Origin of the sequence: Pelagicoccus mobilis, assembly GCF_016595505.1 — a bacterium.
GTDB classification, from domain to species: Bacteria; Verrucomicrobiota; Verrucomicrobiia; order Opitutales; family Opitutaceae; genus Pelagicoccus; species Pelagicoccus mobilis.
The window spans coordinates 1-16,306 of the sequence record NZ_JAENIL010000092.1 but is presented as its reverse complement, the minus strand read 5'-3'; the positions used below and the strand labels follow the sequence as shown (position 1 = coordinate 16,306).

10 protein-coding genes are annotated in these 16,306 nt (G+C 51.6%); 8 read left to right on the top strand and 2 right to left on the bottom strand.

The window, feature by feature from the left end; genetic code table 11:
- Positions 1–50: 50 nt before the first annotated feature.
- Together JIN87_RS26620 and JIN87_RS26615 are read left to right on the top strand one after the other, a co-directional pair.
- Entirely contained in the window at positions 51–1,472 is a 1,422-nt protein-coding gene (locus tag JIN87_RS26620) for a sulfatase-like hydrolase/transferase (protein WP_200359511.1), read from the top strand.
- A 98-nt stretch (positions 1,473–1,570) separates the two neighbouring features.
- Positions 1,571–2,764, top strand: a complete 1,194-nt coding sequence (locus JIN87_RS26615; protein WP_200359510.1) for a glycosyltransferase WbsX family protein — start codon at positions 1,571–1,573, stop codon at positions 2,762–2,764.
- Positions 2,765–2,851: 87 nt separating this feature from the next.
- On the opposite strand, the gene JIN87_RS26610 is transcribed toward JIN87_RS26615, so the two are convergent.
- On the bottom strand, positions 2,852–3,802 hold the full coding sequence (locus JIN87_RS26610) for a helix-turn-helix domain-containing protein (RefSeq protein ID WP_200359508.1): 951 nt from the start codon (positions 3,800–3,802) through the stop codon (positions 2,852–2,854).
- Positions 3,803–3,994: 192 nt separating this feature from the next.
- On the opposite strand from JIN87_RS26610, the gene JIN87_RS26605 reads away from it, so the two are divergent.
- Together JIN87_RS26605 and JIN87_RS26600 are read left to right on the top strand one after the other, a co-directional pair.
- Complete coding sequence (locus tag JIN87_RS26605) at positions 3,995–5,371, top strand: sulfatase family protein (RefSeq protein ID WP_200359506.1); 1,377 nt, start codon at positions 3,995–3,997, stop codon at positions 5,369–5,371.
- A 55-nt stretch (positions 5,372–5,426) separates the two neighbouring features.
- Positions 5,427–6,986: a sulfatase family protein gene (locus JIN87_RS26600; protein WP_200359504.1), complete on the top strand. Its 1,560-nt coding sequence runs from the start codon at positions 5,427–5,429 to the stop codon at positions 6,984–6,986.
- A 71-nt stretch (positions 6,987–7,057) separates the two neighbouring features.
- Here JIN87_RS26600 and JIN87_RS26595 read toward each other — a convergent pair whose 3' ends face one another.
- Positions 7,058–9,136 (bottom strand): LpqB family beta-propeller domain-containing protein, encoded by a 2,079-nt coding sequence (locus JIN87_RS26595; RefSeq protein ID WP_200359502.1) that lies wholly within the window; start codon positions 9,134–9,136, stop codon positions 7,058–7,060.
- 488 nt (positions 9,137–9,624) lie between these two features.
- Here JIN87_RS26595 and JIN87_RS26590 point away from each other — a divergent pair, with 488 nt between their 5' ends.
- From JIN87_RS26590 to JIN87_RS26575, 4 genes are read left to right on the top strand one after another with little or no spacing between them, the layout of a single operon-like run.
- Positions 9,625–11,013 carry a sulfatase family protein gene (locus JIN87_RS26590; protein WP_200359500.1) on the top strand — a complete coding sequence of 463 codons (1,389 nt, stop codon included), beginning with the start codon at positions 9,625–9,627 and terminating at the stop codon, positions 11,011–11,013.
- A 15-nt stretch (positions 11,014–11,028) separates the two neighbouring features.
- On the top strand, positions 11,029–14,046 hold the full coding sequence (locus JIN87_RS26585; RefSeq protein ID WP_200359498.1) for an alpha-L-rhamnosidase: 3,018 nt from the start codon (positions 11,029–11,031) through the stop codon (positions 14,044–14,046).
- A 13-nt stretch (positions 14,047–14,059) separates the two neighbouring features.
- Positions 14,060–15,592, top strand: coding sequence for a sulfatase (locus JIN87_RS26580; protein WP_200359496.1), 1,533 nt, complete (start codon positions 14,060–14,062; stop codon positions 15,590–15,592).
- Between the two features lie 42 nt (positions 15,593–15,634).
- Positions 15,635–16,069 carry a hypothetical protein gene (locus JIN87_RS26575; RefSeq protein WP_200359494.1) on the top strand — a complete coding sequence of 145 codons (435 nt, stop codon included), beginning with the start codon at positions 15,635–15,637 and terminating at the stop codon, positions 16,067–16,069.
- Positions 16,070–16,306 lie beyond the last annotated feature (237 nt).

Genomic DNA, 16,306 nt, shown 5'->3' with positions numbered 1-16,306 from the left:
CGCTCCCACAATTATATGACAGTCTCTAGTGTTTCTATTTATTGAAGTATATGAATCGAAGACCGAATATCCTTTTCATCAATGTTGATCAGCAGCGGTATGACTCGCTAGGCTTTTCGGGGCATCCGTTGGTGAAGACGCCGCACATCGATGCTTTGGCGGCGAAGGGAATGCAGTTCGATTCAGCCTATACGCCTTTGCCGAGTTGTTGTCCGGCACGACAGTGTTTGTTGACGGGCGTGATGCCGGAACAACATGGGGGGCTTTGGAATTATGGAGGAGGCGGGTCTTTGCCGATTCCGCCGATTGATGCGGATCGCCCGGTGTGGTCGCGACAGTTGAAAGAGGCAGGGTACCGGATGGCCTATTTCGGCAAGTGGCATGCGCATCCGGAGTTGGATCCTACGGATTTTGGTTACGAGCACTTCGAAGAGCCGCCAAACGACAATTACGAGACGCCGCATAAGGGAGAGAAGCATGTGGTATCCAATAATCCTTGGCCGGAGTTCCCGATCGGAAATTACGAAACGCAGCCGGTGGAAGCGTGTCATACGCATGTTTTGGCACAGAAGTGTATCGATGCGGTGGGTGAGTTTTCGAAGGGTGCGGATCCGTGGCACATTCGTTTGGAGTTTTCCGAGCCGCATTTGCCTTGCGTGCCGGCGGAGCCGTTTGCGTCGATGTATCCACCTGAGTCGATACCGCCTTGGGAGAATTTCGAGGACGATTTCGTTGGGAAGCCGTATATTCAGAAACAGCAGGTTCGAAACTGGAAGTTGGAAGACTGGACTTGGGAGGAGTGGTCGGTCTATATGTCCGGATACTTGGGGGTGATCTCTCAAGTGGATGACGCGATTGGGCGAGTGGTCGAGGCTTTGGAGGAGCGTGGCCTGCTAGAGAAGACATTGATCATTTTCACGACGGATCATGGCGACGCGGCGGGGAGTCACCGCCAGATAGACAAGCATTATGTGATGTATGAGGAGGAGACGCATGTTCCGCTGGTGATTCGTTGGGATGGAGTGATTGAAGCAGGTTGTACCTGCAGCGATTTTCTTAGTCACTTTCTGGACATTCCGGTGACATTGCTGGAGTTGTTGGAGTTGCCGGTTCCGGAAGGGTATCAGGGGAAAAGCTTTTTGCCTCAGTTGATGGGAACGCCGGCGATTGCCCCGAGAGAGTATGGTTTCAGTACCTACAATGGGCAGCAGTTCGGTTTGTATTGTCAGAGGATGATTCGCGACCGGCGGTACAAGTACATTTGGAACGCGACGGATATCGACGAGTGCTACGACTTGGAAGCGGATCCGTTTGAAATGAAGAATTTGGCCGCTGAGGACGAGGATTCGGAGCTTTGCAAGGAGTACCGGAAGAAGGTTTACCAGGTCTTTTCGGAACTGGATGATCCGTTGGTGACTGGTTTGTGGAACGCTCGTTTTTTGACCAGAGAGAGGCAGGAGCAAAATGGGTGATCTATAGATCTGGCGACGTTCTGTACTGTGCAGCGAAATGCTAAAAGATGGCACTGTAGTGAAGGTAGCTCGCTGGAATTAAGAGTATTGTAGCCACGATGAGTTTTCAAAAAGCAGAGGTCGCTGTTTACTACTTTCCAAACTACCATTCTGATGCGAGAAATAGAAATCTGCATGGAGCGCATTGGACAGAGTGGGAGTTGGTGCGACGTGCAGAACCTCGCTTCGACGGCCACCATCAACCGAATCTGCCAGCTTGGGGTGAAACGGATGAAGCTGATCCTATCCAGATGGCGCAGAAGATCGACGCGGCTGCGGACCATGGGATCGATACCTTTATTTTCGATTGGTATTGGTATGATGACGGACCGTTTCTAGAGCGAGGATTGGATGAGGGGTTCTTAAATGCTCCGAATAATGATCGTATGAAGTTCGCTTTAATGTGGGCTAATCACGACTGGATTGATATTCACCCGATGAAGGCCTGTGACAATGCCTTGGAGAATGCGAAGATGTTGTATCCAGGGGCGGTGAATCCGGCCACCTTCGAGACGATCATCGACCACTGTATCCAGAGGTACTTTAAACACCCCTCCTATTGGCTGATTGATGGCTGTCCTTACTTTTCGATCTATGAACTGACGAAACTGCTGGAAGGTTTTGGCGGGGTTGAGCAGACGCGCGAGATGTTGTCTCTGTTTCGCGAGAAGGTGAAGGCGGCCGGGTTCAAGGATCTGCATTTGAATGCGATCGTCTGGAATAACCCGATTTTGCCTGGCGAAACAGCACCGGTCGATGCGAAGACTTTGGTGAATGCTTTAGGCTTCGACAGCATCAATTCGTACGTTTGGATCCATCACTACGCACCGGACGATTTCCCCAAGGTGGAATATGAGGCGATTCGCGATGCGTATTTGAAATATTGGGACGATTCGGAGGAGCGGTTCGATCAACCTTATTATCCGAATGTAACCATGGGCTGGGATGCGTCGCCGCGTACGGTGCAGTCGGATGCCTATGAGAACCGCGGCTATCCTTTTATGTACACGATTGCCAACAATACACCGGAGAACTTTAAGAAGGCTTTGGAGATTGTTAAAGAGCGACTGGAGAAAAGCTCTGTGCCGTCGCCTTTTGTGTCGATCAATGCGTGGAATGAATGGACTGAGGGGAGTTATCTCGAACCGGATTTGCGGAATGGCATGAGCTACTTGGAGGCGATCCGGGATGTGTTTGCGGAGGAGAATAGCGAAGTTTCAGTCGGTTTGACGAGTGCGAGTGCTGCAGAGTAGGTGAGAAGAGGATACGGACACAGCGTTTGCTTCGTTGTTCGCTTTGTGAGCGAAGTGGGGCAGTCGGCGCTCATTACCTAATTGGGCCTAGAAACTCTGATTTGGGCCCTGTTGCGCTTTGTAGGCCCGTGGGGTCATGTTCATGATTTTGCGGAATTGACGGGAGAAGTAGTTGCTGTCTTCAAAACCGCATTCGAAGGCGGTCTCCGTGATGTTTTTGGAAGTGGTCTGCAAGAGGTGGGCGGCACGGGCGATCCGGATGTGGAGCAGGTAAGACATGGGGGTTTTGCCGGTGAGTTCGGTGAACGCCCGGTAGAAGTTGCGTCGCGACATTCCGGATAGTTCGGTGAGTTCATCGATGTCGAAGGCTTGTTCGTAGTTGTTTTCTAGATAGCTTAGCACCTTCCCGATCTTGTGGGTCTTGTGAGGGTCTTGGATGGGTTTCCCTGCGTACCAGCGCGAGAGTGTGCCGACGAGCACCATGAAGTGACCGAGGGCGATTAGGCGGCTACCTTGATCTATGGGCTGTATGTCGAGTTCGGATTTGTCCCGATCGCTGTACTCTTGGATCTTGTGGGGGCCAGAAGAGGAGTGGAGCTCGATCTCCATTGCGTTGGTGAGTGCTCGTACCCGGGTGAGTTGGGAGAAGTCGAGCTGCAGGTGCCGGTCGAACCGTCCGACTTCCATGAGGGCGGGTTCGACTTCGAAGAGCGCTTGATAGCCTGGGAGCTTGACGACTTCCAGCTGGTTGACCTCTAGCAGACTGCGGTCGAAAAGTACATTGATGATCGAAAGCTGATCCGTGTCGCGAAAGCCGTGGGGGCGATTGCCGTGCAGGACAAAGACGTCTCCGGCTTTGAGAGGGAAGCTGTTGTCGTTTATGGCTTTCACTCCACTGCCTCCGAGTACGATGACGATTTCCGAGAAGTCATGTACATGGAGGGGGTAGTCGGGGTGGTTTTCCAAGGTGGATACATTCAAAGGGAAGTCGCCGTCACCGAAGACTATTTTTCGTTCAAACTGTAGAGGGTTTTGCATGGGACTCGGAATGATGATGGCGGGAACGCAATAATTCGGCTAATGGACTCGTCTCATTGTTTTTTGGATACCTTAAAAATAGGCATTGATTTTCATTTTGAAAGCCGAGATTGATGATTGTGCACTTGGATGCGGTTGATTGGCACTATCGTACTATCTTTTCAGTGGGTCTGGGCGTTATGATTACGGCCTATGAGAAAGAGATTTGGGAAGCCCCTTTTTCTTTTGTTTGTGTCCTTGGGGTGGGCAGCAGCCCTTGGAGCTGTGGAGACTGCGAAAGAGCGACCGAATATCATTTTTATTCTGACCGATGACGTATCGCCACGAGACTATGCGCTCTATGGCGGTAAGACTTCCTCGCCCGTGCTGGAGAAGCTGGGTACGCAGGGGTTGTATTTCAAGACGGCCTGGGCCACGCCGCGTTGCATTCCCACGCGGGCAATGTTGTTGAGCGGCAAATACCCGTTTCGCACTCAAGTGTTTGAAAACCAGATCAATCCTCGAGGAGAAGACGGCTACATAAAACCGGTGGGCGAGCGTTTTTCCAATACGCTGGGTTCGTTAATGTCCGCCAATGGCTACCGGACTGCGATGATCGGCAAGTTGCAGACTGGGGATGTGAAGAGCTATGGGTTTCAGCGTTGGTGTACGGTGAATCACGGACACATCTTCGATATGAAGTTTTCGGACAACGACGAGGATGGGAAGCGAGTCCTGAAGGAAGACGTGCATAGTACGGATTCGCTTTTCGATTACCTGCATCGATTCACGGCGGAGAAGTCGGAGGCCCCGTGGTTCGTTTATATGCCGCTGAATTTGCCGCACTGGGTGCGCAATCCGGATAATCCCGACAAGTGGGGACCGCCGGTGGTGCCGGAGTTGGATGAGAGTTGGAAGAAGACCGGCAAGCTGGTGCAGAACGACTTCGAGGCGTGCTTGCGCTATATCGACTATAAAGTGGGCGGCTTTGTAGAGCACTTGAAGGCGACCGGGCAACTGGAGAACACGGTTATCATGTATGCGGGCGACAACGGGACGAACCTTTACGGAAAGTCGAAGCCGGACCTGGAAAAAGGCCCGCGTGTGCCCTTCATCGTATATGCTCCGGGTATTTTAGAGCCAATGGGAGCCTGCTATGAGCTGATCGATTTCACTGATGTGATTCCGACCTGCGTTGAACTCGCGGGCGGCACGATGCCGGAGGACGATGTGTTTGACGGGCATAGCTTTGCTCCTTTGATCAAGGGCGAGTCCTTTGTGGGGCGTGAATGGATTTTTTCGCAATGGTTTGGGTGCCGGTTTTTGCGCACGAAGGACCAGCTAATCGATGGACGCGGCCGCTTTTATAATTGTGGCGACAATCGGAACGAATGGGTTGAGGGAGCTTATCAAGATGTGACGTCGTCATACGACGAGCGCGTGATCGCCTCCCGCAAGAAGCTGGAGCTGATTCTCGAAACCATGCCCGCTCCCGACTACAATGACCCGGAACTCGCTCCGCAGTGGCGTAAGCATTGGATCAATACGAAAAAGTTTGTCGAACCCTACAGACCACCGTATTTGAAGTAGAATTACGTGAGATACACTATTACGCACGAGGTTTTGGATACGTATCGCAAGAAGTATGAAAATTAGAGTAATGAAGAGTTGGGTACAATTATTTTTGATCGGGTTGGTGTTCTGTGTCGGTAGCTCGCTTTGCGCTGACCAGCCGAATATCATTTTCATCGTAACCGATGATCATGGATACAACGACTTGGAGGCGACTGATCTGCGGGATGAGGTGGATATGCCGCACATCGGGCGATTGTCCGATGAAGGCGCTTTGATGACGCAGGCTTATTGCACGGCTCCACAGTGCGTACCATCGAGAGCGGGAATCGTGACGGGAAGGTATCAGCAGGTGTTCGGTCTCGGTTCGAACGGGGAAGGACCTTTGAGAAAAACGCAGATTTCCATTGCGACACGATTAAAGAAGCTGGGCTATGTGACCGGGCATGTCGGGAAGTGGCATCTGGACCCCAACCGTAACACCAAGGAATGGTTTGAAAATGAGGGGTATAGAGGTATGGCGGATGTGCCGGAGGAGGTATTTCAATCATACAAACCTCAAGCTTTTGGATACGATGAAGTCGCGGAAGGAACTGGGAGCAAATATTGGTCGAACTTCGATGTACACGGGAACTCCTTCTCCAATCAAGAGGTGAATTATTCAACTTACGAAGGTGGAGCGCACAAGGAGAAGTTTCGCTTGCGGTTGCAGTCTGAGTTGGCTCGAGCCTTTATCGATCGCAATGCGGGGAAGGGGCAGCCCTTCTTTCTGTACCTCGCTTATTACGGACCGCATTCGCCTTTGGACGCTCCAGCATCTTTGACGGAACAAGTATTGTCTTTGTCCGAGCTGGAGAAGAAGGGGTACGACAACCAAAAACTCACTTACAAAAAGAGCGGGAATTACGCCAAGGACTATACGGCGGCGGAAGTCCGGCAACAGGGCTTGGCTTTGTTGAAGGGGATCGATAATGGCGTGGGAGAGCTTTATCGCTTGTTGGAAGAAAAGGGAGAGCTTGAGAATACGGTAATCTTTTTCATGGCGGATAACGGCGCTCCTACGAGCCCGAGGTCATGGGATGGATCGGTGAATGATCCCTGGAAGGGGTCGAAAGGGATTATCTTCGAGGGTGGATCTCGGGTGCCCTATATCGTGCATTGGAAGGGGGTGGTGAAACCTCAGGTTTTCGACAGAGGCGTGATTACTTTGGATGCAGGGGCGACGGCGGTGGCTTTGGCGGGTGGAGATCCAGCTGAGGATGAGTTGCTGGATGGCGTGAATTTGATGCCCTATTTGAAGGGGGAGAAATCAGGTGATCCGCATCGCTATTTGTATCAGCGCTATTTGAATACAGCTTCTGTCGTGCAAGGAAAATTCAAATACATGAGGCATGACAACGGAGAGGAAATGCTTTTCGATCTGACGATGGAGAACCCCGGAGCCTTCAACGCAAGACAGGACAAGCACGAAACCATCAATGTGATCGCCGCTTATCCGGAGAAAACCGCTGAACTGCGACACGCCTTGAAGCGATGGATGAGTACCCTTTCTCCTGATCTCAGCACGGATGGCTATCACAACAGTCTTCTGGATTTTGCGAAGAAACGGTGGGGATTAAAGAGTGGCGATTGAAAACGGGTGTCCCGTGATCGAGCGGAAGCTGGCGTGTTGACGTCAGAGGGACGCGCCTGTGAAGGAGGCGCTTACCTTTGCGGGTTCTCGAACCAGACAACGTTTTGGCTCCTTTGTCCGGCTACCAGAATGTCGTTATCTCCATCGCCGTCGAGATCAGTAATCATCGTGTCGTAAGCCATTTGGTCGCGACTGAGGATGTGACGCGTGAAGTTGCCAGCTCCGTCGTTTTCGTACCAGGCGGCGAGCTTGGACTCGAAGCCGACGGTGGTGAAGTCGATGTCGCCATCTCCGTCGATATCACCCACGTCCGTTGAATGGGGCGAAGCGATAGAATCGTCGATGATGTGCTGAGTCCAGTCCGGGGCTTCAAACCAAAGGGCTCCGACGCCGTGGCCTCGGGTGGCGATCACATCCATCTTGCCGTCACCATTGACGTCGGCAGGTGACGCATGGGTGGCTCCGATTTGCTTGCCTGCATCGGGAAGGGATTCACGACGCCAGGGTTGAGTTGGATCTGCGGGGGCGTAAAAGACAGCGAAGTAGTTCCCTCCGTCGAATGGCTTGCCTTTGGCTCCGAGCGTGAAGTCGACGCGACCGTCCCCGTTGATGTCGCCAAAGTCGAAATAGTGGCTTCCTCCTATGGCTGTTCCATCAGCGATGGGAATGATGCTCCAAGTGATTGGAGCGTCTTCCGAAAGGGTGGGCTTAAACCAGCAGATGGAGCCGGAGTAGGGGCCTTCCTCATGGGTAAAGTCGTTGGCGATTAGATCTTCGCTACCGTCGCCATCTATATCGAAAGAGCGGATACAGTGAACGCCGTGAATATCGTCGGTGATCTTGTGATACTCCCAACTTGTGTTGATGGCGTTTTTATTTGGGCATTCGAGCCAAAAGAGTCCGCGAACATAAGAGCCTACGAAGTCTAGGTCGCCGTCTCCGTCGACGTCATGTAGAGTACTGTGAATGCAGCGTGCCTTTAATTTTGGATGAATGGGGTCAGAAGTTGCCAGTATCTGTTTCGTTCGGTAGTTGGGACCGTGATACATGAGGATTTGGCCGTCAGCGGAGAAGATGATTTCTTGATCGCCATCACTGTCGTAGTCCGCGGCTGTCGCGGAGTTGACGTGGGCACCTGAATAAATTTCGTGGCGAGTCCAGCTGGGGTCTGGCAGCCAGGCGAACCGGCCCCATTTTCGTTTGCGGGGGACGATCTCCAGTTCCTTCTCTCCAGACTCGGTTTCGATAACGACTTTGGGGCCGCCTCTGCTCGGGGCCGGAAAGGCCCGCGTTACAAATCCATCGGGTGACCAGGTCGGGTCATCGCCGCGTCCGATTTTTCGCTTGTTGTTTCCGTCGTGTCCGACGACCCAGACATTCCAGGTTTGGGAGATCCGCCTGTCTTTTTCCCGATCTTGTATTCCGGTGAATTTGCTCATGTGGATCATTTCGACGCCTTCCCAGTGGGCGATCCATTGGCCATCCGGCGACCAGGCAGGGACTTTTTGTTCGATGGGCAGTTCGAGTGCCTTGTCGAACTCATTGCTTACGGGAGAGACTGCTCGGGCGTCGCTGCCGTCGAGCTTGCTGGTCCAGATGCGCATCTGCCCACCTCGATTGGATACGAAGGCTATTCGATCTCCTCGGGGCGAGACGACGGGCATGCCGTTGCTGAATTTCGTCTGTTCTGGGTCAGTGAAGAGCCGCCGCGATTCTCCTGTATCCGTATTCATGATATGGATTTGGCTGTCACGGGCCGGGTCTTGCTGCTTTTGTCCTGGTTGAGCGCTCATCCAAACGATGTGTTTCGAGTCGGGGAGCCAGGAGGGGACTAGGATATGTTTCGATTTTGTAGTGAGCTCTTTCGCATTCTCTCCGTCCCTGTCGCAGAGCCAAAGCGCCATGCCTTGGTGGCTGCGTTTGACGAATACGATTTTTTTCCCATCCGCTGAGCAGGCCGGTTGCACGCAGTATTCGGCCCCATGGGTGAGTTGGCGGCTGTCTGAGCCATCTTCCTTCATGCGGAAAAGTTGGAGGATATTGTTTTCGTCGGTGTGGCTGACGATGACCTCACGCTGTTCCTTTCCGCTGCAAAGTGTACTCAGGCTGATGGCTAGGAGTAGGCTGATGATTATAACGGGGTGCTCCATTTGTTTTAAGGGATTCTTTCGTCTAGGGCTCTGTGGATGCTGAGGTCCTTATAATACTTTGCCGTGGGGCAATCGTTGAACCTTGTCGGGGGCCGATCTCTATTCGAGGCGTGCGGCAAAGTCAGTGAGCTCTTAAAAGCTCAGGAGATTTCTGGATTCAGCGCGAGCGTTTTTCGTTCATCCGCGCCTCCCTCAACGGAGATGTAGAGGACAAAGTCTGGCTCCCGCCCAATTCGCCCTGCGAAGAATTCTATTCGTACTCCGGTCTCATGAGATCGCTTGACAGTCAAGTTTGCATGTCGGTGACAGGGAAGTAGCTCTTTGAAAGATTGTTTCTTGTCGCTCTTCACGTATTGGAGCATGGCACGTTATCACCCCTATGCATGTATTACGAATTAATCACTCCGCATTCCTCCTTTGCTAGCGGGCGAATTGGAAGCAGGAGTGTAAGTGCGCAACTTAAGATTTTAACCCCACTGCTTTATTCTATGACCATTGATCTTCGAAAACTTGCAAGACCTTGTCTTGCTCTGGTCGCCTGTTTTACATCTTTTGCGACTGCAGATACTAAGAAACCCAACATCGTGATGATCCTCTCTGATGATCAGAGTTGGACGGATTACGGTTTCATGGGGCACGATGTGATTCGAACGCCGCACCTGGATCGACTTGCGAGTGAGAGTGTCGTTTATCCGAGAGCGTATGTGACCACGCCGCTGTGTCGTCCTTCTTTGATGACGCTCGCCACGGGCCATTACGCGAAGGACCACAAAATCACAGGCAATGACCCGAGTACGCGTCTCGCTGACCGCAAGTCGGAAAAGTTTAAGGAATTGTCGCACGAACTGCTCGTGAATATCGATCGTTTGGATACGCTTCCTAAGATCTTATCCCGTAATGGATACCTGACGCATCAGAGCGGAAAGTGGTGGGAAGGGAGCTATCAGCGTGGCGGATTTACTCATGGTATGACCGAGGGGGATACAGGTGGAATGGCACGCCATGGAGACAAGGGCCTAGATATCGGTAGAAAGGGAATGGAACCGATCTTCTCCTTTATCGAAACGGCTGAGAATGAGGAGAAGCCGTTCTATCTTTGGTATGCCCCGTTTTTACCGCATACTCCTCACAATCCCCCCGCGAGAATTTTGGAGCACTACCAAGGTCTCGGCTTGGATCCCGCCTTGGCGAAGTATTACGCCATGTGCGAGTGGTTTGACGAGACCTGTGGGGAACTTATCGAGCATTTGGAGAAAAAGGGCCTCCGCGAAAACACGCTGATTTATTACGTCTGTGATAATGGTTGGATACAGAGAACGGCCGATACGGAGGTTAGCGAAGGTTGGTTCACCAGCTTTGCTCCTAAGTCGAAGCAAAGTGTCTACGATGGAGGGGCGCGTTCGCCGATCATGCTTTCCTGGCCAGCCGAGTTGGAAGCAGACATCAAGGGTGATCTTGTTAGCAGTATCGATATTGTCCCTACTGTGTTGAGCGCTGCGGGACTGGATATCCCGGAGGGGCTTCCGGGGATCGATCTGTTGCCCAACGCGAAGGAAGGGGAAACGATTGATCGGGACATCATCTTTGGAGATTCCTATGCTCATGACATTGCGGATTTAGATAACCCGGAAGCATCCCTGATGTATCTCTGGTGTATCCGAGATCGCTGGAAGCTGATCCTGACTTATGATGGAGAGGTGAACCGTTATGATGTGATCCACCCACGAAACGAGCCGATCCAGCTTTTCGACATAGTGGGTGACCCGCATGAGACTGTGAATCTTGCAGATCGGTATCCGAACATCGTACAAGACCTGAAAGACCAAATCGAAAACTGGTATCCGCTCACCGAGCGCAAGTTGGTTCTCGAGAAATAGCGTAGAGGTGGCGTGATGTTTAGGAATCTCATCTGCACCATCGGAGCGAGTCTATTGTTGACGGCATGTTCGGTGGAAGTTCCGAACGCTCCGGAAGGGTTGACTGTTGGGGATGGTATTTCTGCCCCCGTTGGTTATGGCGACCCGGAACCTCGGTTTTCTTGGAAGCTGGAAGATGAACGATTTGGGGCGGCACAGACTGCCTACCAAATCATAGTTCGAGATGCGGATGATGGACGTGTTATTTGGGATAGTGGGAAGGTCGACTCCGAGCAATCACTCTATGTCGAGTACGGAGGAGCTCCGTTTGCTTCGCGTGATCGTTTGTCGTGGAGAGTTCGATACTGGGATCAAAACGAGGAAGTTTCGCCTTGGAGCGAATCAGCCGGGGTCGAGTACGGACTGTTGTCAAATTCGGATTGGCAAGGAAAGTGGATCCACCAAGCGAAAGTAAGGGACTTATCCGGAATCGAAGTCACCAAGGCGGTTTACGGCCGTGCCCCTCGTTTTTCAAAAGACATTACAGAGGGGGTTCTTGCTGCAATTGAAGACGATCCCAATCGGATTTTTGAGATGCGAGTTGGAGAAGGTGAGCTTTTCGAACGGGAGAAACGTACGGGGAGTCCGATGGCGCTAGCTTTGCACTACACTGAAGACGGGCAGGAGAAGAGTTGTTTGAGTTGGGATGGTCAGTTGATCGTGATCCCGCCGACGGATCTTTGTAGCGTTCCATATTTTAGAAAGGAGTTTGAACTTGGCTCTGAGTCAGAGCGTGCTCGGTTGTATGTCACGGCTCGAGGAATTTTCGAAGTCGAAATAAATGGTCGAAAGGTTGGGAACGACGCTTTTACCCCCGGGTGGACCGACTATTTTCAGAGAATCGAAACCCTGACGTACGATGTTAGTGAATACTTGGTGGAAGGACCGAATGTAATCGGAGCACGCATTGCAAAAGGTTGGTACGCGGGCGAAGTCGGATATGGGATTGGGAAGAAGGGGCCAAGCGATGTGAATCGAGGTCTAGGGGGGCAGATCCCGGAGTTTCTTTGCCAGCTAGAGGTCGAGGAAAAGTCCGGTGCGAAGAAAGTCGTAGTCAGTGACGAGACATGGAAGGTCCACGAGAAAGGGCCGTTTCTCAAATCTGAGATTTACTGGGGGGAAGACTATGATGCGGACCGGGAGTTGCCGGGGTGGAGTTCCCCAGGATTTAACGCAGATGGCTTCAAGGATGTTGGAGTTACGGCTTTGGATGGTGTGATTCTAGAACCTAAGTCTTTTCAAACGGTATCGGTCCGTAAGACGCTTTCCCCCATCACGCTCCAGGTACTGAATACAGGTGAGGCGGTTTTCGATATGGGGCAGAACATGGTGGGCTGGCCTGTTGTTCGTATACCTGTAAAGAAAGGAAAGAAGGTCACGCTTAGGGTGGCGGAGATGTTGGAAAAGGATGGTACCCTCTACACTGAGAACTATCGAAACTCGCGTTCACAGGCGACTTATCTGCCCGCTGCAGACGGGATTGTCGAGTGGCGCCCCACGTTTACTTTTTTTGGATACCGGTATTTGGAAATTTCCGGTTACGATCCAGACTACGCCCCAGAGCAGGGTTGGGCGAAAGGAGAAGTGCTTCACTCTGGCTTTGAGAAAACGGGCGATTTCGAATCGTCTCATGAGAAGCTAAACCAGCTGCAAAGTAATATTCAATGGGGGCAAAGAGGAAACTTTTTGGATATTCCGACCGATTGTCCTCAGCGAAATGAGCGGCTTGGCTGGACCGGCGACGCCCAGGTATTTGCGGCGACTTCGCTTTTCAATTTCAATACGCACGCGTTTTGGAAAAGTTGGCTCAAGACTCTACGGGAGCATCAGGCTGAAGACGGGAGGTTGCCGGTGGTCGCTCCAAACGTCGGGACGTTCGCGAACGGTCCGGTATTGTCGCCAGGATGGGGCGATGCGATCGCAATTGTTCCCTGGGAAATCTATCTGCAAATAGGCGATGTATCTGTTCTCGAAGAGAATTTCGAGGCGATGAAGCGATACGCTGAACTGTACTTGCGAAGGAGCAAAGATTTCATTGGTCCCAATGTCGGGTTTGGAGATTGGCTGCAGCCCATCTTGTTGGAGTGGCAGGTAAACCCGGACAACTCCAACTTCGGGTCTACTCCTAGACCTTTAATCGCAAGCTGCTTTTTTGGATACACCGCTATGATTTGCGCGAAATCGGCTCGTATCCTTGGAGCCGATGCAGATGCGGAGCGTTACGAGGAGATCGTTGATTCCATTAGAGAAGCGGTTTCTCGCCATTTTTTAGATGAAGAGGGACGCTTGAAGACTCCAGTCGAGACACAAACCGGATACACGCTCTTGTTGGCCTTCGATCTGGTTGATGCGGAGCTGAAACCAAGGTTGGCATCCCATCTAGCGGAGTTAGTTCGGAATGATAATGGTCGATTGAACTCTGGTTTTCTCGGGACCTCCTATCTTCCTAGAGTACTGGATGCAGCTGGGTACACTGAAGAGTCCTTAGGGCTGCTATTCACTGACGAGTACCCGTCTTGGTTCTACTCAATCGACCAGGGGGCGACAACCATATGGGAGCGTTGGAATAGCTATAGCCATAAGGACGGCTTCGGCGACGCTAATATGAATTCATTCAATCACTACGCCTACGGCGCTATCGGGCGTTGGATGTACGAAAGGTTGGCAGGTCTTGCTCCGGACGAGTCGGATCCTGGGTATAGGCGTTTTGTTGTGAATCCGCTTTTCGATTCGCCGTTGGACCAAGCAAGCGCTGCTTTGGAAACGCGGTATGGCAAAGCGGAGACACGCTGGAGAAAGCTGCAAGAGGGGATCTCTTTGGATGTGATTGTGCCGCCGAATACGACCGCGACTATTCGCTTGTCCAAGGAAAAGGCCGAGAGGGTGAGCTGGGAAAATGCTCCTTCAGGTGGCAAGATTGAGTTCGAGAATCGTAATGGAGAGATGCATACAACAATCGTAGCTGGCCGCTACCAGTTCTTGATTCGTAACTAAGCGAGCAACTTTTATGAAGAATAGAACCGTACTATTATTGCTTGTGCTATGCTGTGTGGGATCTCCGCTCGTTAGCCAGCAGAAGAACGTGATTTTTATCCTCGCGGATGATTTGGGATGGGCGGATACAACCTTGTACGGATATACTGATCTCTATCAGACTCCGAATCTCGAACGGCTTGCAAAACGAGGCATGCTTTTCAATCGCGCGTATTCAAATAGCCCTCTCTGTTCTCCAACTCGGGCGAGTGTGCTGACAGGGCAGCTTCCAGATCGTCATGGTTCGGTCTCTCCTGCACATCATCTCAAAGAAGAACGGCTGCAGCCGGTAGTGCCGAATAAAGGTCCTGTCTCGCAAAAGGCGATCGCGGTGAAGACTGCAAACCGCTTGGATACTCGCTTTCCAACTTTGGGGCAGCAATTGAAAGGGGCAGGGTATGCTACGGGCCATTTCGGGAAATGGCATTTGGGCAGGGAGCCGTATAGTCCGCTCGAACATGGGTTCGATGTCGATATCCCGCATTGGCCAGGTTCTGGGCCGGGAGGTTGGTTTGTCGCTCCTTGGACGTTTCCGAATTTTAAGTCGAATCTACCAAAGGAACATATCGAGGACCGGATGGCCGAAGAGGCGATTGCGTGGATGGCGTCTCAAGCAGACCAGAAACCATTCTATCTGAACTTCTGGCAGTTTTCAGTGCATGCTCCGTTCGATGCGAAGAAGAGCTTGGTTGATTATTACCGTACAAAGATCGATCCAGAGAGTGCTCAAAGGTCTCCTACCTATGCCGCGATGGTGCATTCGCTTGATGACGCGATCGGAGCTCTCCTCGATTATGTTGATGCTGCGGATATCGCAGATGACACGATTATTATTTTCGCTTCAGACAATGGAGGCAATGCCTACAACGGTATCCGTGAAACGGATATGGAAGGGAACGAGTATGTTACGGCTCCCACGAGTGGAGGACCTTTGAGGGGCGGGAAGGCGACGATGTTCGAAGGCGGGATTCGCATCCCTTGTATCGTTGTTTGGCCAGGACTGGTAGAGCCTGGTTCCGTGAGCGATGAGGTGATTCAGAGCTCTGACTTTTATCCGACATTACATGCTCAGTTGGGGGTTCAAATACCGAAAGACCATGTGGTGGACGGAATCGATATCAGTCCTGCGTTACTAGGCGGAAAGTTGAATCGCGATGCCATATTCACCTATTTTCCAGTGAGAACGAAGATACCCGATTGGCTTCCGCCTTCTATGTCAGTGCACCAAGGTGCTTGGAAACTGATACGACTTTTTCACGAGGGCGAAGATGGAAAGCATGAATATTTGCTCTACAATCTTGAGGAAGATATTGGTGAGACTAGGAACTTGGCGAAGAGTCATCCTGAGGTCGTAAAACGATTGGATCGGCTCATGGAAGAGAGACTCAAGGCTTCGAGAGCCGTTCGCCCGAAGGCAAACCCAGCTTTCGATCCCGCAAAGTACCGTCCGGAGCTAAGAGGAATCGCTCCGAACGGACTGAAGATCGTGAAAGAGAGAGAATCCTAGCTACGACTTATTACTTTTTCCTTTAACCAAAACGTCAGTTTCATGACATCTGCACATCCTCATTCAGAACTCAGTTACGATTACACAATGCTAAGCGAATCGTTAGAACCAGCTAACGATCTTTCTCTGATCGTTAAGATGAAAGCTTCAGGAAACGGTCATTCGGTAAAAGTCGTTTCCGATACCGTAAACTGGCTGCTTGCCCAGTTGTTGGATGCTGGCGTAGAGGCCAGCAGTACTCCCTGTCAAATTGGGGTTTCAGGTGTTTTTTCGACCATTGCTGTTGCTAAGGATTATCAGGGAAGTAAATACACGCTTACCCTAAAAATCGCGGCGATACGCGGAAATCCATATGTTTCCTCTGAAGTGAGCGATTGGGGGAACTGCCATCACAGTCATTTTCCATTTTATGGGGATGTTTCAAGTGATGAAGAGAAACAGAACCTATTGCACTACATCTCTGATTTTCTGGCTTAGGGTTCAATTGTATCTATGTCGTAGATACTGAGGTTTTGCTCCTAGAGCATTTTCCTTATGAATAGGCGCGGGGTAGGGCTGACTGGCCCAGTCGGCCGCAATGCAGGATCAAGGCTCTACGGCGGGCTTCCTCCTTCGCCTCGCAGGCTGTTGCAGACTCTTGCTTCTCTCCAATCGATGCTAGAAGCTTTTCCCCATGAGTTTCAAGACCGCTGATCGCTCACAGTTAGAGCTGCT